General features: G+C 56.0%; 12 protein-coding genes. 9 read left to right on the top strand and 3 right to left on the bottom strand.

The features are described 5' to 3' along the window. Positions 1-39: 39 nt before the first annotated feature. From bcsG to bcsE, 3 genes are read right to left on the bottom strand one after another with little or no spacing between them, the layout of a single operon-like run. Positions 40-1,719: a cellulose biosynthesis protein BcsG gene (bcsG, locus tag OGY35_RS07775; protein ID WP_178828166.1), complete on the bottom strand. Its 1,680-nt coding sequence runs from the start codon at positions 1,717-1,719 to the stop codon at positions 40-42. Beyond that, positions 1,716-1,907, bottom strand: a complete 192-nt coding sequence (gene bcsF, locus OGY35_RS07770; RefSeq protein ID WP_042323160.1) for a cellulose biosynthesis protein BcsF — start codon at positions 1,905-1,907, stop codon at positions 1,716-1,718. Before bcsF ends, bcsG begins: the two co-directional genes overlap by 4 nt. Beyond that, positions 1,904-3,463 carry a cellulose biosynthesis c-di-GMP-binding protein BcsE gene (gene bcsE / locus OGY35_RS07765; protein WP_286631920.1) on the bottom strand — a complete coding sequence of 520 codons (1,560 nt, stop codon included), beginning with the start codon at positions 3,461-3,463 and terminating at the stop codon, positions 1,904-1,906. Before bcsE ends, bcsF begins: the two co-directional genes overlap by 4 nt. 288 nt (positions 3,464-3,751) lie before the next feature. Between bcsE and bcsR the strand changes: the two genes are divergently transcribed. The 9 genes from bcsR to OGY35_RS07720 all read left to right on the top strand — a co-directional run bounded on the left by bcsR (position 3,752) and on the right by OGY35_RS07720 (position 19,592). Continuing rightward, on the top strand, positions 3,752-3,940 hold the full coding sequence (bcsR, locus tag OGY35_RS07760; RefSeq protein WP_042323607.1) for a cellulose biosynthesis protein BcsR: 189 nt from the start codon (positions 3,752-3,754) through the stop codon (positions 3,938-3,940). A gap of 11 nt (positions 3,941-3,951) precedes the next feature. Next, a complete protein-coding gene (gene bcsQ / locus OGY35_RS07755; protein ID WP_286631918.1) occupies positions 3,952-4,704 on the top strand; it encodes a cellulose biosynthesis protein BcsQ in 753 nt (250 codons plus the stop codon). After that, entirely contained in the window at positions 4,701-7,322 is a 2,622-nt protein-coding gene (gene bcsA, locus OGY35_RS07750) for a UDP-forming cellulose synthase catalytic subunit (protein WP_178828172.1), read from the top strand. Before bcsQ ends, bcsA begins: the two co-directional genes overlap by 4 nt. Positions 7,323-7,332: 10 nt before the next feature. Next, positions 7,333-9,690: a cellulose biosynthesis cyclic di-GMP-binding regulatory protein BcsB gene (gene bcsB, locus OGY35_RS07745; protein WP_286631916.1), complete on the top strand. Its 2,358-nt coding sequence runs from the start codon at positions 7,333-7,335 to the stop codon at positions 9,688-9,690. Positions 9,691-9,696: 6 nt separating this feature from the next. Next, complete coding sequence (gene bcsZ / locus OGY35_RS07740; protein WP_286631914.1) at positions 9,697-10,803, top strand: cellulose synthase complex periplasmic endoglucanase BcsZ; 1,107 nt, start codon at positions 9,697-9,699, stop codon at positions 10,801-10,803. Further along, positions 10,785-14,282, top strand: coding sequence for a cellulose synthase complex outer membrane protein BcsC (gene bcsC / locus OGY35_RS07735; RefSeq protein ID WP_286631912.1), 3,498 nt, complete (start codon positions 10,785-10,787; stop codon positions 14,280-14,282). The genes bcsZ and bcsC overlap by 19 nt, the downstream gene beginning before the upstream one ends. A 143-nt stretch (positions 14,283-14,425) precedes the next feature. Continuing rightward, positions 14,426-16,414, top strand: a complete 1,989-nt coding sequence (gene hmsP, locus OGY35_RS07730) for a biofilm formation regulator HmsP (RefSeq protein WP_152400472.1) — start codon at positions 14,426-14,428, stop codon at positions 16,412-16,414. 175 nt (positions 16,415-16,589) lie between these two features. Further along, positions 16,590-17,876: a C4-dicarboxylate transporter DctC gene (gene dctA, locus OGY35_RS07725; RefSeq protein WP_178825113.1), complete on the top strand. Its 1,287-nt coding sequence runs from the start codon at positions 16,590-16,592 to the stop codon at positions 17,874-17,876. A gap of 222 nt (positions 17,877-18,098) precedes the next feature. Next, positions 18,099-19,592, top strand: coding sequence for a M16 family metallopeptidase (locus tag OGY35_RS07720; protein ID WP_286631911.1), 1,494 nt, complete (start codon positions 18,099-18,101; stop codon positions 19,590-19,592). Positions 19,593-19,672 lie beyond the last annotated feature (80 nt).

Raw genomic sequence — 19,672 nt, 5'->3', positions numbered from 1 at the left:
CGCCTACTGAGCCAGGCGTATGTGATGCCTTCCCGTTCGTTACTGCGGATACGGCACCCAATCGCCACCGTTCAGACGGACGTACGGTTTGTCCTGATACTGGATAACGATCGCGTTGGCGTTTTCCGAGACCGCCGCCGTCTGCGGCAGGTTGCTGGTGAGTTTCGTCCAGTCCACGCTGTCTTCGGTGAAGATCTTACCGTCAAGCACGCGCACCACCAGGTCAGAAATCGCCAGGTAGCTGCTTGGCTGGTTAATGACAATCGGCGCACCCTGATGTGGCGCTTTCATGCCGAAGAATTTCACTCCTGCCGGGACGTTCGTAATCGACGGGCTTGGGATATCACGCAGACCAGAGACCTGCATCCTGTCGCCTTTTAAGGCTCCGCCGTGTTCTGGGACGACCACAACCATCACCTTACGCCCTGATTTCTCCAGCTCAGTGAAGAACGCGTCCAGTTCATCAAAGAATTTCTGTGCGCGGGCTTTGTAATCCGCCGTTTTGCTTACGCCCGGATAGTGGTTACCGTCGTGGAGCGGCAGGGTGTTGTAGAAGGTGGCGCTGCGAGAATCCTTATCTTTCTCCGTGGTCTCCATCCAGCGTTGCAGCACGGCGGTGTCGTCATAAACCGGAGAACCATCAAAGCCCAACAGCGGCGCGGGTAAGCCCTTCTGATCCATCAGCTCAGCCTGCATCCCGCCGTTTTCACGGACCTCTTTCAGGAAGCCGCCGAACTCGCCGTTATGCCCCATCATCAGATGCTGCGTGAAACCCAGTTTTGACAGGTTATCAAACAGATAACATTCGTTGCCTGCTGGCTGATACAGATTGGTGTGCGAGGGCTGTCCACAACTGGCGCGTAACAGACGAATCGCCGCCGGGCCGCTATACGAGGTGGCAGAATTGAAGTGCTTAAACTGAATATCAAAATGCGACCACAGCGGGTGCGACATCAACCCTGCGGCTTCAATATCGGACCAGGAGAGCGAGCAGATGTTGATGACCAGCAGTTCAAACGGCTGCGCATCCGCAGGAAGCGCTGACGGGAAAGGCGTTTTGCGCTTGGCTTCCGCATTGTAGAATGTGTTCAACCATGCGTTGAGATTCGCTGAGGTCGGCGGCGCGGTCTGTGCCGGGATATCACCGACGACCGGCGTTCCTCCGGCGGTCGCGACCGTTTCTGCCGCCGTACCGCCCGTGGTGGTCACCGTGGTCGTCGGTTGACCTGCCGGCCACAGAGAGAAACTGGGGCCTGCCAGCGTCAGGACGTTCAGCCAGACCAGAATCGCCACCACAAAAACGGTAACCCGAATCCATTGTGACAAAAACAGCCACGCGACCAGCAGGACAAACACGGCGCCTATCATCTGCCAGTTGATAAAGCGGGTGGCAAGATCCAGTAAATAGTCCGCGCTAAAACCGGCCACCTGCGAGCCCTGGCTCATAATACTTTCCGGACCAGGCAGCCAGGTGTCGTGCCAGAACAGACCAAAGCCGATCGGAATGGCTATCCAGTGACGAATGCGATGCAGGCTGTAACGCGGAATAGGTATCAGCAGGAAGGCCATAAAGACCAGGTTCAGCAGCGGGTGAAAATTAAGATAGCCCGCCCAGAGCAGGCCGAATTTCACCAGGAAATAGAAGTTCCAGCCAGAAAGGCCGCGCCAGTATTGCCAGAGTGGTGAAGGCAGTGATGCGTTTTGCGTTTGTTGAGTCATTTTTTCGTTGCCCTGGAAATCACCGTGCGGCGCAATGTTCCGGCCGGTTTAACATAACGAGGTTTCGCAAATAACAGCCGGGTCGTATTACTGATCCGCCGAAGTGAATGGCGTGCCAGATACCCCAGCGGGAAGAAAATCAGCGCACAAACAACAATGATCTGCAGGATATCGCTGATGGTCATCATGATGAGCGCTCCGTTTCATCGTCCAGTAAGCGTAGCGGGTGTGGAATGCGGCGCCACGTCTTGCCGTCATGCTCGGCATTGAGGACCGGCTTCACGTTCTGGGTCAGCGGCAGCGGTTGTCCCCACTGCTCTGGCGCCAGTAAACGCATCTGCACCAGTTCAGCGCTGATGAGATTATCTTCAAACCAGACCATGCGGTTAGAAAAGAGATCGCCGGTCGGGAGCGGAAAGATATGATTGAGCGCGGTATCGAGATCGTTCACGCGACAAAACGACAAGAACAGCACCAGGCGGTTGCCGCCAATGGTGACAATATCGCCGGTACGGTGCGGGCGGCACATCGTTAAGGCTTGCTCAACGCGGATACCCGGAACGGGCCGCAACGCTACCATCACCCCTTTCCCGTCGGCAGGCAGCAGGGTGTTGCTCATCATGTTGTTCACCGCTTCACAGAACACATCCCACTTCTGAAAACCGCGCAGTTTCATCGGCTGGGTCATCGACAGTAGCGTCGTGATGTCTTCCGGCACGTAGCGGCTAAATTGCTGGCCCTGAACGCTTTCAATCAGCGTCAGACAACGTGAGAGCGGGGCATTCCACGGAATCACCATATTGGCACCGCAGCCTAACAGCAGGCGTTCATCGGTGGCGCGAAGGCTGGCGATGTTTTCCCGCACGAGGATTTTCAGCGCGCTTCCCCGCTGGCGACGCAGGGTATGAATGCTACGCGCCATGGGTTCAATCTGGCTGTTTTGCTGAAGCGAGAAGATCAGCGTTGCCGCCTGGGCCGTACGCGCCTCATTGAATAAAGCTTCATTATTATCGAATAATTTCCAGTGTTCGGAGAGCGGCGGTGCCCCCTCCAGCACGGCGACATTACTCAGGATCTGTTTTTCATCGCTACGGGGTTGGATTTCAGCCTCTTCTTTCTGTGCCAGTTCCCACTGACCGTCATGATGGCGGATGGTGAGTTGCTGACGAGCGCTGACGCCTTTTTCGTTGCACCAGAAGGCAATATCAAACAAATGCTGATCGCCCTGATAACGCATGCTGGCGAGACCGTAAAGCGATCGGTATTCCCCCATTAAAAGAGAGAATTGTTTATCGTTATTATTCCCGGGGTTAAGCACCACTACAGAACAGTGATGGAGACGCGTCCATTTATTCATTTTGTCCAGCCACAGACGCAAACGTTCAACTGGAATATTTTGCCAGCCGTTATTTGCGCAAATAAGAATGAATAAGTAATGCGTCGGATCCAGAGAACAGAGTAAATCTCGGGTCATAAAGTATAGACCCTTCTCAGAATTTGGCATAGAAAATAACTGAATTTTTTCCGGGCCGTGAGATTCATCTAATTTGAATATTTTTCCAGGATCGCTGCCCATAGAAATGGCCGCGACTTTTGCAGTCCCGGTCTGAAAAGCAATCGTTTGATTCGCCAGACTGATAGCATCTTCAACGCGATCAGTGTTAATCCACCAGACTCCACCGGCTGGCATATGGCGTAGTTCATCCCATAATGATGAGATGCCAATTGAAAATACAGGGTCCACAGCGTTCCTCGGGTCGCTATTTTATCTGTTTATCAGTTTACTAGCGAAAGCCCAGAAATAAACCTAACATTGAAATTAAAACGTATCAGATTTAGCATGTGAATCAATTTGGCGAGCAAGAAGCCTTGTAACATCGGCCTTTCCGATTCCATGACGCGTATTTTCACGAAAAAACAACTCAGAAAATGAGCAACTTTTAGCCTTATCGAATTTCGATGGGGACAAAGCGGAATGCAAACAGAAAAAATGTTTGAAGCATGGCGAGTCTATTCAAAGGGATAAAACAAAATGTCTGACAACGAACCCGGCACGCAAACTGATTCAACATTGGGCTATACCTTTCAAAACGATTTCCTGGCATTAAGCCAGGCTTTTTCATTGCCAGAATTTGATTACACCGATATTTCCCAGCGTGAACAGCTTGCCGCCGCGATTAAACGTTGGCCGCTGTTGGCTGAATTTGCGCAACAACAATAAGGGAGCCGTGAATGGCCATTCTGGGACTCCAGGGCATACGAGGCGGGGTAGGCACGACGTCGATCGCTGCTGCGCTGGCCTGGTCATTGCAATTATTAGGGGAAAACGTACTGGTTATTGATACCAGCCCCGATAATTTGTTGCGCCTGTCATTCAACGTTGATTTCAGTCATCGCGACGGCTGGGCCAGAGCAATGCTCGATGGTCGTGACTGGCAGGACGGTGGGATGCGCTACACCTCGCAACTTGATTTGCTGCCGTTTGGTCAACTGACGGCTCAGGAACGTGAATATCCCGACCGCTGGCTGGAACAGCTGGGCGGTATCGCGGCCGGTATTCGTGCTCTGAAAGAGAGTGGACGATACTCGTGGATTTTACTGGATCTGCCTCCGGGGTGCGCGCCGTTGACCCGGCAACTGGTCAATGAGTGCGACCACACGCTGACGATTGTCAAAGCTGACACCAACTGCCATGTTCGTTTGCATCAGCAGTCGCTGCCGGCGGGCGCGCATATTCTGATCAATGACTTACGCGTTGGCAGTCAGTTGCAGGACGATCTCTACCAGGTCTGGCTACAGAGTCAGCGTCGTCTACTGCCAATGGTGATTCACCGCGATGAAGCCGTGGCGGAGTGCATGGCGACAAAACAGCCGCTGGGTGAATACCGCAGCGACTCGCTGGCTGCAGAAGAAGTGTTGACGCTGGCAAACTGGTGTTTATTACATTACTCAGGCCATAAAACCCCTGTCGGGAGCGCATCATGAGTGTCCTGTCCCGGTGGTTGCTTATCCCGCCGGTCAGCGCCCGTTTAAGCGAGCGCTATCAGGGTTATCGTCGTCATGGCGCGTCGCCTTTTAGCGCGGCGCTGGGCTGTCTGTGGGTGATTCTCGCGTGGGTCTTTATCCCGCTGGAGCATCCACGCTGGCAGCGGATCCGTGCCGAACGTAAGGCGCTCTATCCCCATATTAACGCCGCGCGCCCGCGCCCTTTAGATCCTGCTCGTTACGCCATTCAGACCTTCTGGCTGATGGCGGCCTCGCCACGTCAGGAGACGACACCACCCCGCTGGCAGACCTTTTCCCGCCTGCAAGGTTTCGTCGGGCGTTACCACCAGTGGATGGACGCGCTACCGGGACGCGTGACGCAGAACACCACGCATCTGGATAAACAAAAAGAACTCGGCCATCTGAGCCCTGGCGCGCGTCGCTTTATCATCGGGATTATCGTCACCTTCTCGCTGATTCTGGCGCTGATTTGTGTGACTCAACCGTTTAACCCGCTGGCGCAATTTATCTTCCTGATGCTGTTGTGGGGCGTTGCGCTGATCGTGCGCCGCATGCCGGGGCGCTTCTCCGCGCTGATGCTGATTGTGCTGTCGCTGACGGTATCGTGCCGTTATATCTGGTGGCGCTATACCTCTACGCTGAACTGGGATGACCCGGTGAGTCTGGTCTGCGGGCTGATCCTGTTGTTTGCCGAAACCTATGCGTGGATTGTGCTGGTATTGGGCTACTTCCAGGTCGTCTGGCCGCTGAACCGCCAGCCGGTGCCGCTGCCAAAAGACATGTCGCTGTGGCCGACGGTCGATATCTTTGTGCCGACCTACAACGAAGACCTTCACGTGGTGAAAAACACCATTTACGCGTCGCTGGGTATCGACTGGCCGAAAGATAAGCTCAATATCTGGATCCTCGACGATGGCGGACGTGAAGAGTTCCGCCAGTTCGCCCAGACCGTAGGGGTAAAATATATTGCCCGTACCACCCATGAACACGCCAAAGCCGGGAACATTAACAACGCGTTGAAATATGCCAAAGGCGAGTTTGTCTCGATCTTTGACTGCGACCACGTGCCGACGCGTTCATTCCTGCAAATGACGATGGGCTGGTTCCTGAAAGACAAGAATCTGGCGATGATGCAGACGCCGCACCACTTCTTCTCGCCGGATCCGTTTGAACGTAACCTCGGACGTTTTCGCAAAACGCCAAACGAAGGCACGCTGTTTTACGGTCTGGTGCAGGACGGTAATGACATGTGGGATGCCACCTTCTTCTGCGGCTCCTGTGCGGTAATTCGCCGTAAACCGCTGGATGAAATTGGCGGCATTGCCGTTGAAACCGTGACTGAGGATGCGCATACGTCGCTGCGTCTGCACCGTCGCGGTTATACCTCCGCGTACATGCGTATTCCGCAGGCGGCGGGGCTGGCAACCGAAAGTTTATCTGCCCACATCGGTCAGCGTATTCGCTGGGCGCGCGGGATGGTACAAATTTTCCGTCTCGATAACCCGTTGACCGGCAAGGGGCTGAAGTTCGCCCAGCGATTATGTTACGTCAACGCCATGTTCCACTTCCTGTCAGGCGTTCCACGGCTGATCTTCCTGACCGCCCCGCTGGCGTTCCTGCTGCTGCATGCCTATATCATCTATGCGCCAGCGCTGATGATTGCGCTGTTCGTACTGCCGCACATGGTCCATGCCAGCCTGACCAACTCGAAAATTCAGGGTAAGTACCGCCACTCTTTCTGGAGTGAGATTTACGAAACGGTGTTGGCCTGGTATATCGCGCCGCCGACGCTGGTGGCGCTGATCAACCCGCACAAAGGGAAGTTTAACGTCACCGCGAAGGGCGGACTGGTGGAAGAAGAGTATGTCGACTGGGTGATTTCCCGTCCGTACATCTACCTCGTGCTGATTAACCTGTTCGGCGTGGCGGTGGGCGTCTGGCGTTACTTCTACGGGCCGGAAAATGAAATGCTGACCGTTATCGTCAGCCTGGTGTGGGTGTTCTACAACTTGATTATCCTCGGCGGCGCGGTTGCGGTGTCGGTAGAAAGTAAACAGGTTCGCCGTTCACACCGTGTCGAAATTTCCATGCCAGCGGCGATTGCCCGTGAAGACGGACACCTGTTCTCGTGCACCGTGCATGATTTCTCCGACGGCGGTCTGGGGATCAAGATCAACGGTCAGGCCCAGGTGCTGGAAGGGCAGAAGGTGAATTTACTGCTCAAACGCGGCCAGCAGGAGTATGTCTTCCCGACGCAGGTCGCGCGCGTTTGGGGTGAACAGGTGGGGCTACAGCTGATGCCGCTGACCACCAAACAGCATATCGATTTTGTGCAGTGTACGTTTGCTCGTGCCGATACATGGGCGCTCTGGCAGGACAGCTATCCGGAAGATAAACCGCTGGAAAGCCTGTTGGATATTCTGAAGCTGGGTTTCCGTGGCTATCGCCATCTTGCGGAGTTCTCCCCGTCTTCTGTCAAAATAATTTTCCGGTCTCTGACTTCTCTGGTTTCCTGGGTTGTGTCGTTCATTCCACGCCGTCCTGAGCAGGACGAGGTGGCGGTGCAACAGCCGGATCAGGTTATGGCTCAACAATGATGATAACGCGATGAAAAGAAAACTTTCCTGGATTTGTGCAGTGGCAATGGGGATGAGCGCAATCCCTTCTTTCATGACGAATGCGACGCCTGCAACGCAACCACTGATAAATGCTGAGCCAACCGTGGCCCCGGCTGCGGCCGAACCTGCACAGGCAGATGCAAATCAGCCGGTGGGGCAGGTGATGCCGGGTGTACCGGGAGCCGATGCGCCGATTGTGGCGCAGAATGGCCCTTCCCGGGACGTGAAACTAACGTTTGCGCAGATAGCGCCGCCGCCGGGCAGCATGGTGCTGCGTGGCGTGAACCCAAACGGCAGTATTGAGTTTGGCATGCGTAGCGATGAGGTCGTCTCCAGAGCCGTACTGAACCTGGAGTACACGCCGTCACCTTCACTGCTACCGGTACAGTCGCAGCTCAAGGTCTACCTGAATGATGAGCTGATGGGCGTGCTGCCGGTCACCCAGGAACAGTTGGGTAAAAAGACGCTGGCCCAAATGCCGATCAACCCGCTGTTTATCACCGATTTTAACCGCGTGCGGTTGGAGTTTGTCGGTCACTACCAGCAGGTTTGTGAAAACCCAGCCAGCAGTACGCTGTGGCTGGACGTCGGTCGCAGCAGCATGCTGGACCTCACTTACCAGACGCTGGAAGTGCAAAACGATCTCTCGCACTTCCCGGTACCGTTCTTCGATCCGCGTGACAGCCGTGCGGTGACGCTGCCGATGGTCTTTGCCGGAGCACCAGATAGTACCTTGCAACAGGCGGCGTCGATCGTGTCTTCCTGGTTTGGCTCCCGGGCGGGCTGGCGGGGTCAGCACTTCCCGGTGTTGTACAACGCGCTGCCGGATCGTAATGCCATCGTCTTTGCCACTAACGACAAACGACCTGATTTCCTGCGTGAACATCCGCCGGTGAAAGCGCCGGTTATCGAAATGATCGGCCATCCGGATAACCCGTATGTGAAACTGCTGGTGGTATTTGGTCGTGACGATAACGATCTGCTGCAGGCGGCGAAAGGCATTGCCCAGGGCAATATCCTCTTCCGTGGTAGCAGCGTGGAGGTGAACGACGTGAAGCCGCTGTTGGCGCGTAAACCATACGATGCGCCAAACTGGGTCCGTACCGATCGCCCGGTGACCTTCGGCGAACTGAAAACCTATGAAGAGCAGTTGCAGTCCACCGGGATGGAACCTGCCGCCATCAACGTCTCTCTGAACCTGCCGCCGGATCTCTATTTGCTGCGCAGTACCGGTATTGATATGAACCTCAATTACCGTTACACCACGCCGCCGACCAAAGACAGCTCGCGCATGGACATCAGCCTGAACAACCAGTTCCTGCAAGCCTTTAGTCTGACCAGCAATGAGAAGAGCAACCGTCTGCTGCTGCGTCTGCCGGTGCTGCAAGGGCTGCTGGACGGGAAAACGGATGTCGCCATCCCGGCGCTGAAGCTGGGCGCGATGAACCAGTTGCGGTTTGACTTCGAGTACATGAACCCGATGCCGGGCGGCTCGATTGAAAACTGTATTACCTTCCAGCCGGTGCCGAACCACGTGGTGATTGGCGACGACTCCACCATCGACTTCTCGAAGTACTACCACTTCATTGCGATGCCGGATCTGCGTGCGTTTGCGAACGCAGGCTTCCCGTTCAGCCGTATGGCGGACTTGTCCGAAACCATCACCGTGATGCCGAAAAACCCGAACGAAGCGCAGATGGAAACCCTGCTCGACGCGACCGGGACCATCGGCGCGCAAACCGGCTTCCCGGCGATTAACCTGACCATCACCGATGACAGCAGCAAGATTCAGGGCAAAGAGGCAGACATCCTGATTATCGGGTCGATCCCGGACAAACTGAAAGACGACAAGCGTATTGACCTGTTAGTTCAGGCGGCGGAGAGCTGGGTGAAAACCCCGATGCGCCAGACGACGTTCCCGAGCATCATGCCGGATGAAGCCGATCGCAAAGCGGATGCGCAGGCGACGGTGACGTCAAGTGGACCGATGGCTGCGGTCGTCGGCTTCCAGTCACCGTTCAGCGATCAGCGTAGCGTAGTGGCGCTGCTGGCAGACAGCCCGCGCGGCTATGAATTGCTGAATCAGGCCATCAATGACAGCGGTAAACGGGCGGCAATGTTTGGTTCCGTCTCTGTGATCCGCGAATCTGGCGTGAGCAGTTTACGCGTCGGCGATATCTACTACGTGGGTCACCTGCCGTGGTTTGAACGTCTGTGGTACGCGCTGGCCAACCATCCGGTGCTGTTAGCGGTACTGGCGGCCATCAGCGTGGTGTTACTGGCCTGGGTGCTGTGGCGTCTGCTGCGCATCATCAGTCGCCGCCGTCTCGATCCGGATCATGAGTGATAAATAATGAACGCGTTGCGTAGTGGGATAGTCATGGTGTTAATGCTGGCCGCGCTGAGTGTACAGGCGGCCTGTACCTGGCCTGCATGGGAGCAATTTAAAAAGGATTACATCAGTCAGGAAGGGCGGGTGATTGATCCCAGTGATGCACGCAAAATTACCACCTCGGAAGGGCAAAGTTATGCGATGTTCTTTGCCCTCGCCGCCAACGATCGCCGGGCCTTTGATGCGTTACTTGACTGGACGCAGAATAACCTCGCGCAAGGGTCGTTACAGGAGCATCTGCCCGCCTGGCTGTGGGGACAAAAAGATCCTTCCACCTGGGCGGTGCTGGATAGCAACTCCGCTTCTGATGGCGATATCTGGATCGCGTGGTCGCTGCTGGAGGCGGGACGCTTGTGGAAAGAGCCGCGCTACACCGATATCGGCAAAGCCCTGCTGAAGCGGATTGCCAGCGAAGAAGTGGTAACGGTGCCGGGGCTGGGCTCCATGCTGTTACCCGGCAAGATTGGTTTTGCCGAAGCCAACACCTGGCGCTTCAACCCGAGCTATCTGCCGCCGCAGCTGGCGCAGTATTTCGCCCGCTTCGGCGCGCCGTGGTCCACCCTGCGCGAAACCAACCAGCGACTGCTGTTAGAAACCGCGCCGAAAGGCTTCTCGCCGGATTGGGTCCGTTACGAGAAAAACAAAGGCTGGCAACTGAAGCCAGAGAAAACGCTGGTCAGCAGTTACGACGCGATTCGCGTCTACCTGTGGGCGGGCATGATGCATGACGGCGACCCGCAGAAAGCGCGGCTGCTGGCAAAATTCAAACCGATGGCAACCCTGACAACTAAAAACGGTCTCCCTCCGGAGAAAGTGGACGTCGCCAGCGGCAAAGCGCAGGGCAATGGCCCGGTGGGCTTTTCTGCGGCCTTACTGCCTTTCCTGCAAAACCGCGACGCACAAGCGGTGCAGCGACAGCGCGTGACGGACCATTTCCCTGGCAGCGATGCCTACTATAGCTACGTGCTAACCCTCTTCGGACAAGGGTGGGATCAGCATCGTTATCGCTTCACCGCTAAAGGTGAGCTACTACCTGACTGGGGCCAGGAATGCGCAAGTTCAAATTAAGTTTACTCGGGGTCTCACTCGGCATTGCCCTGATGCCCTTTGCCGACGCGGCGCCGTCGGCGCAACAGCAGTTGCTGGAGCAGGTGCGGTTAGGCGAAGCCACGCACCGTGAAGATCTGGTGCGTCAGTCGCTCTATCGCCTCGAACTGATTGACCCGAATAATCCGGACGTGGTCGCTGCCCGTTTTCGCTACATGCTGCGTCAGGGCGATAACGACGGCGCGCAGAAGCAGCTTGAAAGACTTTCTCAGTTAGCGCCGAGTTCTAACGCCTATCAATCTTCCCGTACGACCATGCTGTTAGCGACGCCAGAAGGGCGCCAGTCTTTGCAGCAGGCGCGTCTACAGGCGACGACCGGGCATGCTGAGGAAGCGGTTGCCGCCTACGATAAGCTGTTCAAAGGCAGCCCGCCGGAAGGCGACCTGGAAGTGGAATACTGGAGCGCGGTGGCAAAAATTCCTGCCCGCCGCAATCAGGCGATCAATCAGTTGAAGGCAATTAACGCCCGCAGTCCAGGCAATAACACGCTGCAAAATACGCTGGCGCAGTTGCTGTTTGATAACGATCGTCCAGCGGAAGGCTTTGTGATTCTGGAGCAGATGGCGAAATCCAACTCCGGGCGGAATGCCGCAGCCAATATCTGGTACACCCAGATCAAGGATATGCCGGTCAGCGACGCCAGCGTGAAGGCGCTGCAAAAATACCTCATGGTATTCAGTGAAGGGGACAGCGTGGCCGCTGCGCGCAGTAAGCTTAGCGAACAGCAAAAACAGCTCTCCGATCCTACATTCCGCGCGCGTGCGCAGGGTCTGGCGGCAGTTGAAGCCGGACAGGGCGGACGGGCGGTCTCTGAACTGCAACAGGCGGTGAAAGCGAACCAAAGCGACAGCGAGGTCGTGGGCGCGCTGGGGCAGGCCTATTCTCAGCGTGGCGATCGCGCCAGCGCCGTTGCGCAGTTTAAGAAAGCACTGGCGATGGATCCGCAAAGCGGGAGCCGCAGCAAGTGGGAAAGCCTGTTGAAAGTGAACAGCTACTGGCTGGCGATTCAGCAGGGCGACGCCGCGCTGAAAGCCGACAATGTTGACCAGGCTGAACGCCTCTATCAGCAGGCCAGAAACATCGACAATACCGACAGCTATGCGGTTCTGGGACTGGGCGATGCGGCAATGGCGCGGAAAGATTATCCGGCTGCCGAACGCTACTATCAGCAGACGCTGCGCATGGACAGCGGCAACACCAATGCCGTACGCGGTCTGGCAAACCTTTATCGCGCGCAGTCGCCGGAGAAAGCCTCCGCGTTTATCGCCACGCTCTCTGCCAGTCAGCGTCGCAGCATTGATGACATTGAACGCGGTCTGGAAAACGATCGCCTGGCGCAGCAGGCTGAAACGCTGGAGAACCAGGGCAACTGGGCGCAGGCGGCGGAACTGCAACGCCGTCGACTGGCGCTGGATCCGGGCAGCGTCTGGATAACCTATCGTCTGTCACGCGATCTGTGGCAGGCCGGGCAGCGCAGCCAGGCTGACGCACAGATGAGTGCGCTGGCGCGCCAGAAACCCAACGACCCGGAACAGGTTTACGCGTACGGACTGTACCTGTCCGGCAATAATCAGGATCGGGCGGCGCTGGCGCATATCAACAGCCTGCCGCGCAGTCAGTGGAACAGCAACATTCAGGAACTGGCAGAACGGTTGCAGAGCAACCAAGTGCTGGAAACGGCTAACCGCCTGCGCGACAGCGGCCGGGAAGCCGAGGCCGAAGCGCTGTTACGTCAACAGCCCGCGTCGACCCGTCTCGACTTAACGCTGGCCGACTGGGCGCAGCAGCGCGGGGAATACAATGCGGCGCGAGGTGCTTACGACGCCGTGCTGGCGCGCGAACCGGACAACGTCGATGCGATGCTGGGTCTGACAGAAGTGTACATCGCCCAGGGCGACAAGCCCGCCGCGCGAGCGCAACTGGCAAAACTGCCCGCAACGCAGACCCCGTCGATCAACATGCAGCGGCGGATTGCGCTGGCGCAGATGCAGCTTGGCGATACCGCTGCCGCAACGCAGACCTTCAACACTCTGATTCCGCAGGCCAAAGCGCAGCCGCCGTCAATGGAAAGCGCGATGGTGCTGCGTGACGCCGCGAATTTCCAGGCGCAGAGCGGCGAGCCGCAGCAGGCGCTTGATACCTATAAAGACGCGATGGTGGCGTCCGGCATCACGCCAACGCGTCCGCAGGATAACGACACCTTTACTCGTCTGACCCGTAACGATGAGAAAGATGACTGGCTGAAGCGCGGCGTGCGCAGCGACGCGGCGGATTTATATCGCCAGCAGGATCTGAACGTCACGCTGGAGCATGACTACTGGGGATCGAGCGGCACCGGCGGCTATTCCGATCTGAAAGCGCATACCACCATGCTGCATGTGGATGCGCCATATTCGGACGGTCGCATGTTCTTCCGTACCGATCTGGTCAATATGAATGCAGGCAGCTTCTCAACCGATGCGAATGGCCGCTACGACAATAACTGGGGCACCTGTACGCTGGAAGACTGTAGCGGCAGCCGCAGCCAGTCGGATACGGGGGCGAGCGTCGCCGTCGGCTGGAAGAATGACACCTGGAGCTGGGATATCGGCACCACGCCGATGGGCTTCAATGTCGTCGATGTTGTCGGCGGCGTCAGTTACAGCAATGACATCGGGCCGTTGGGTTATACCCTGAACGCGCATCGTCGCCCCATTTCCAGTTCTCTGCTGGCCTTTGGCGGACAAAAGGATGCGCAGAGCCACAACGGCGACAGCAACGACATTAATACGGGCAAAAAATGGGGCGGCGTTCGCGCTGACGGCGGCGGGATTAGTCTCAGCTACGACAAAGGTGAAGCCAACGGCGTCTGGGCCTCTCTTGGTGCCGATCAGTTGACCGGGAAGAACGTTGAGGATAACTGGCGCGTCCGCTGGATGACCGGTTACTACTACAAAATCATCAACGAGAACAACCGTCGCGTGACCGTGGGCCTGAACAATATGATCTGGCACTACGACAAAGATCTGAGCGGTTATTCACTGGGCCACGGCGGTTACTACAGTCCGCAGGAATACCTGTCCTTCGCCGTGCCGGTGATGTGGCGTCAGCGGACGGAAAACTGGTCCTGGGAATTGGGCGGTTCGGTGTCCTGGTCGCATTCGCGCACCAAAACGATGCCACGTTATCCGTTGCTGAATTTGATTCCATCGGATTACCGTCAGGAAGCCAGCGAACAAACCAACGGTGGCGGTAGCAGCCAGGGCTTTGGTTATACCGCGCGGGCGCTGATCGAGCGTCGGGTGACCTCTAACTGGTTTATCGGGACTGCCGTGGATATTCAACAGGCTAAAGACTACGCGCCAAGCCATTTTCTGCTGTACGTTCGCTATTCCGCCGCAGGATGGCAGGGTGATATGGATTTACCGCCGCAGCCGCTGGTGCCTTACGCGGACTGGTAAGGGTTATGATCGCAGGCCGGATAAGCGCTGTGCTATCCGGCAGTCAATAATCAGAAAAGTCCTTTTCCGACACAGCCTCTCTCAATGTCGCTGCGATCGGGTATACTCGGGCGGCAATCTGGGATATCCGGGGGGAGACAATATTGCGCGTCAGTCGCTCGTTAACAATTAAGCAGATGGCAATGGTGGCTGCCGTTGTCATGGTGTTTGTATTTTTGTTTTGCACCGTTTTGCTGTTTCATCTGGTACAGCAGAACCGCTATAACACGGCGACGCAACTGGAAAGTATTGCCCGTTCTGTACGTGAACCTCTCTCTTCCTCAATTTTAAAAGCCGATATTCCCGGAGCCGAAGCGATTCTCGCCAGTATCAAACCGGCCGGGGTGGTGCAACGGGCCGATGTGGTGCTGCCGAATCAGTTTCAGGCGCTGCGCATGAGCTTTATCCCTGAACGGCCCGTGCCGGTGATGGTGACCCGGCTCTTCGAACTGCCGGTGCAGATCTCGCTTCCCGTCTATTCGCTTGAGCGTCCTGCGAATCCACAGCCGCTGGCGTATCTGGTGCTCCAGGCCGACTCCTTCCGCATGTATAAGTTTGTGATGAGTACGCTGTCTACGTTAGTGACCATTTACTTACTTTTGTCGCTGATGCTGACGGTGGCCATTAGCTGGTGTGTGAATCGCCTGATTTTGCACCCGCTGCGCAAAATTGCCCGCGAGCTGAATAACATTCCGCAGCAGGATTTGATTGGACATCAGCTGGCGTTGCCGCGTCTGCATCATGACGATGAGATTGGCCTGTTGGTGCGCAGTTACAACCTCAATCAGCAGCTGGTCCAGCGCCACAGCGAAGAGCAGACGGACAACGCGATGCGTTTTCCGGTCTCCGAACTGCCGAACAAAGCGTTCCTGATGGGGCTGCTTGAACAGGTAGTGGCGCGTCAGCAAACCACGGCGCTGATGATTGTCACCTGTGAAACGCTGCGCGACACGGCGGGCGTGCTGAAAGAGGCGCAGCGGGAAATCCTGCTACTGACGCTGGTGGAGAAGCTAAAATCGGTGCTGTCGCCGAGAATGGTGCTCGCACAGATTAGCGGTTACGATTTTGCCATTATCGCCCACGGCGTCAAAGAGCCGTGGCACGCGATTACTCTAGGTCAGCAAGTACTCACTATCATTAATGAACGACTGCCAGTGCAGGGGATCCAACTGCGTCCGAGCTGCTGCATTGGCGTGGCGATGTATTATGGCGATCTCAGCGCCGAACAGCTCTACGGACGCGCGGTCTCGGCGGCGTTTACCGCCCGACACAAGGGCAAAAACCAGATTCAGTTCTTCGACCCTGAGCAGATGGAAGCGGCCCAGAAACGGCTAACCGAAGAGAGTGATATTCTTACCGCTCTGGACAACCACCGATTTGCCCTGTGGTTACAGCCTCAGGTGGAGATGAGCAGCGGCAAGGTGGTGAGTGCCGAAGCGTTGCTGCGCATGCAACAGCCGGACGGAAGCTGGGAATTGCCGGAAGGGATGATTGAACGTATTGAATCCTGCGGCCTGATGGTCACCGTGGGCCACTGGGTGCTGGAGGAGTCCTGCCGCCAGCTCGCGGCCTGGCAGGAGCGGGGGATCACGCTACCGCTATCGGTCAATCTGTCGGCGCTCCAGTTGATGCACCCGAATATGGTGCCAGATATGCTGGAACTGTTAAACCGTTACCGTATCCAGCCGGGCATGCTCATTCTGGAAGTGACAGAGAGTCGGCGGATCGACGACCCGAATGCCGCCGTGGCGATACTGCGTCCGTTGCGTAACGCAGGCGTGCGTATCGCGCTGGACGATTTCGGCATGGGCTACGCGGGGCTGCGCCAGCTCCAGCATATGAAATCCCTGCCAATCGATGTGCTGAAAATCGACAAAATGTTTGTCGATGGTCTGCCAGAAGATAACAGCATGATCTCGGCCATTATCCTGTTGGCGCGTAGCCTGAATCTGCAGATGGTGGCGGAAGGCGTCGAGACCGAAGCCCAGCGTGAATGGCTGGCGCAGGCGGGCGTTGAAATCGCTCAGGGCTTCCTTTATGCCCGTGCTGTACCCGCAGAAACCTTCGAAGAACGTTACCTGAAGCACAATTGACGTGATTACAATACTTTAAAAAGGTCCGGCTTGTGCGAGCCAGCTCAAGGTTTTTAACATTTTTGTTTCAATTATGATCCTTGTGCATTTCTGCCATGTTGTCTGGGTGTTATTTTAAGGCCGCAGGTTAACCAAAACCTTACAAGACCTGTGGTTTTTACTTCAAGGACACCTTATGAAAATCTCTCTGTTTAAAAGCCTCTACTTTCAGGTCCTGACAGCAATAGCCATTGGTATTCTCCTTGGCCATTACTACCCTGAAATTGGCGCACAAATGAAACCGCTTGGCGACGCGTTCGTTAAGCTGATTAAGATGATCATCGCCCCTGTCATCTTCTGTACTGTCGTGACCGGCATTGCAGGTATGGAAAGCATGAAGGCAGTGGGCCGTACAGGTGCGGTTGCGCTCCTTTACTTTGAGATTGTCAGTACGATTGCGTTGATAATTGGTCTTATCATCGTCAACGTCGTACAACCCGGTGCCGGAATGAACGTCGACCCGGCAAGCCTTGATGCGCAAGCGGTCGCGGTCTATGCCGCTCAGGCGAAAGACCAGGGCATTGTTGCCTTCCTGATGGATGTGATACCGGGCAGCGTCATTGGCGCCTTTGCCAGCGGCAACATCCTGCAGGTTCTGCTGTTTGCGGTATTGTTTGGTTTTGCCCTGCATCGTCTGGGCAGCAAAGGTCAGTTGATTTTCAACGTGATTGAAAGCTTCTCGCAGGTCATTTTCGGCATCATCAATATGATCATGCGCCTGGCGCCAATCGGGGCGTTCGGGGCGATGGCCTTTACGATTGGGAAATATGGTGTCGGTACGCTGGTGCAGTTGGGGCAGTTGATTATCTGCTTTTACATCACCTGTATCGTGTTTGTGGTGGTGGTTCTGGGTTCAATTGCCCGCGCCACAGGCTTCAGCATCTTTAAATTTATCCGTTATATCCGTGAAGAACTGCTTATTGTGCTGGGTACGTCCTCTTCCGAGTCCGCGCTGCCGCGTATGCTCGACAAGATGGAGAAACTCGGCTGTCGCAAGTCGGTCGTGGGGCTGGTTATTCCCACCGGGTATTCGTTTAACCTTGATGGGACATCGATATATCTGACGATGGCGGCGGTGTTTATCGCCCAGGCCACCAACAGTCATATGGATATCTTCCATCAGATTACGTTGCTGGTGGTTCTGCTGCTCTCCTCTAAAGGGGCGGCGGGCGTCACCGGAAGTGGCTTTATCGTGCTGGCGGCGACCATCTCTGCGGTTGGTCATCTGCCGATTGCCGGTCTGGCGCTTATCCTGGGTATCGACCGCTTTATGTCTGAAGCTCGTGCGCTGACCAACCTGGTCGGTAACGGTGTGGCAACGGTGGTTGTGGCGAAGTGGGTGAAGGAACTGGACCACAAGAAGCTTGACGATGTGCTGAATAATCGTGCACCTGAAGGCAAAACGCACGAAATATCCTCTTAATCTCGACACTTATGACCGCAGTCCCTTGTGGGGCTGCGGCCTCCTGCGCATAATTGACCCCTGGGCCCGAATCCTTCAACATGGAGGTATCGGGTTTATTTCACTTCTTCCGTGACATTTTCATGTTCTTGCGGTCTAACACGAAGTGTTTTTAACGTCATATTCAGGCAAACCCAACAGGGGTTGTCTTTTTATTACCAGGATTGTTGATCAGGGGTTCACATGCAGGGCACAAAAATTCGACTTATAGCGGGCGGTTTGCTGATGATGGCCACTGCTGGCTATGTGCAGGCAGATGCGCTCCAGCCAGACCCGGCATGGCAACAGGGGACGCTGGCAAATGGTTTACAGTGGCAAGTGTTAGCCACCCCGCAGCGCCCCAGCGACCGTATCGAGGTCCGTCTGCTGGTAAATACCGGTTCGCTCACCGAAAGTACTCAACAGAGCGGTTTCAGTCATCTTATTCCCCGTATTGCGTTAACCCAGAGTGGCGGCCTTGATGCCGCACAGGTGCGTTCACTGTGGCAGCAGGGATTTGACCCTAAGCGTCCGATGCCGCCCGTGACGGTCTCTTACGATTCCACGCAGTACAATCTTAGCCTGCCCAATAACCGTAACGATCTGCTGAAAGAGTCGCTGAACTATCTGGCGAATACAATGGGCAAACTGACTATCACCCCTGAGGTCGTGAATCACGCGCTGAGCACGGAAGACATGGTCACCACGCTGCCCGTCGATACCAAAGAGGGCTGGTGGCGCTATCGTCTGAAAGGGTCAGCGCTGCTGGGCCACGATCCTGCCGAGCCGGTGAAAATGCCGGTGGATGCGGCGAAAGTTCATGATTTCTACCAGAAATGGTACACCCCGGATGCGATGACGCTGATTATCGTCGGTAACGTCGATGCGCGTTCGGTGGCCGAGCAAATCAACAAAACGTTTGGTGAACTGAAAGGTAAACGCGAAACGCCTGCGCCAGTGCCGACGCTTTCACCGCTGCGTGCGGAAGCGGTAAGCATCATGACCGACGCAGTGCGCCAGGATCGTCTCTCCGTGATGTGGGATACGCCATGGCAGCCGATTCGTGAGTCCGCTGCGCTGCTGCGCTACTGGCGCGCGGATTTAGCGCGTGAAGCGCTGTTCTGGCACATTCAGCAGGCGTTGAGCAAAAACAACGCGAAAGACATCGGCCTCGGCTTTGACTGTCGCGTGTTGTTCCAGCGCGCCCAGTGTGCTGTCAACATTGAATCGCCAAACGACAAGGTTACCGCCAATCTGAGCACGGTGGCGCGTGAACTGGCGAAAGTGCGTGATAACGGCCTGCCGGAAGAAGAATTCAACGCGCTGGTAGCGCAAAAGAATCTGGAATTGCAGAAGCTGTTCGCGACCTACGCCCGTACCGATACCGATATTCTGATCGGTCAACGTCTGCGTTCGCTGCAAAATCAGGTCGTGGATATCGCGCCCGAGCAGTATCAGCGTTTGCGTCAGGATTTCCTGAACAGCCTGACCGTTGAAATGTTGAATCAGGATCTGCGTCAGCAGTTATCACAGGATATGGCGCTGATTCTGCTGCAGCCGAAAGGTGAGCCGGAATTCAACATGAAGGCGTTACAGGCGACGTGGGAACAGATTATGACCCCGGTTGCGGCAGCGGCGACGCCAGTTGAGACGGATGAAGTGCATCCTGAAGTGACAGATATTCCGGCGGCGCAGTAGTGAAATCACAGAATTGCTGAATGTTGCTCGTTTATCAGGCCTACGGAGACGATTTCTGTAGGCCTGATAAGGCGTTTACG

This window comes from Citrobacter sp. Ct235, assembly GCF_030332305.1.
Classification (GTDB): Bacteria; Pseudomonadota; Gammaproteobacteria; order Enterobacterales; family Enterobacteriaceae; genus Citrobacter_A; species Citrobacter_A telavivensis.
Note: the sequence above shows the minus strand (reverse complement) of the source record. Positions and strands in the feature narration are given on the sequence as shown.

What these genes read in the sequence shown, in the direction of transcription:
- bcsG (WP_178828166.1), bottom strand. Translation starts at nt 1,719, where the DNA reads ATGACTCAACAAACGCAAAACGCATCACTGCCTTCACCACTCTGGCAA.
- bcsF (WP_042323160.1), bottom strand. Translation starts at nt 1,907, where the DNA reads ATGATGACCATCAGCGATATCCTGCAGATCATTGTTGTTTGTGCGCTG.
- bcsR (WP_042323607.1), top strand. Translation starts at nt 3,752, where the DNA reads ATGTCTGACAACGAACCCGGCACGCAAACTGATTCAACATTGGGCTAT.
- bcsQ (WP_286631918.1), top strand. Translation starts at nt 3,952, where the DNA reads ATGGCCATTCTGGGACTCCAGGGCATACGAGGCGGGGTAGGCACGACG.
- bcsA (WP_178828172.1), top strand. Translation starts at nt 4,701, where the DNA reads ATGAGTGTCCTGTCCCGGTGGTTGCTTATCCCGCCGGTCAGCGCCCGT.
- bcsB (WP_286631916.1), top strand. Translation starts at nt 7,333, where the DNA reads ATGAAAAGAAAACTTTCCTGGATTTGTGCAGTGGCAATGGGGATGAGC.
- bcsZ (WP_286631914.1), top strand. Translation starts at nt 9,697, where the DNA reads ATGAACGCGTTGCGTAGTGGGATAGTCATGGTGTTAATGCTGGCCGCG.
- bcsC (WP_286631912.1), top strand. Translation starts at nt 10,785, where the DNA reads ATGCGCAAGTTCAAATTAAGTTTACTCGGGGTCTCACTCGGCATTGCC.
- dctA (WP_178825113.1), top strand. Translation starts at nt 16,590, where the DNA reads ATGAAAATCTCTCTGTTTAAAAGCCTCTACTTTCAGGTCCTGACAGCA.
- OGY35_RS07720 (WP_286631911.1), top strand. Translation starts at nt 18,099, where the DNA reads ATGCAGGGCACAAAAATTCGACTTATAGCGGGCGGTTTGCTGATGATG.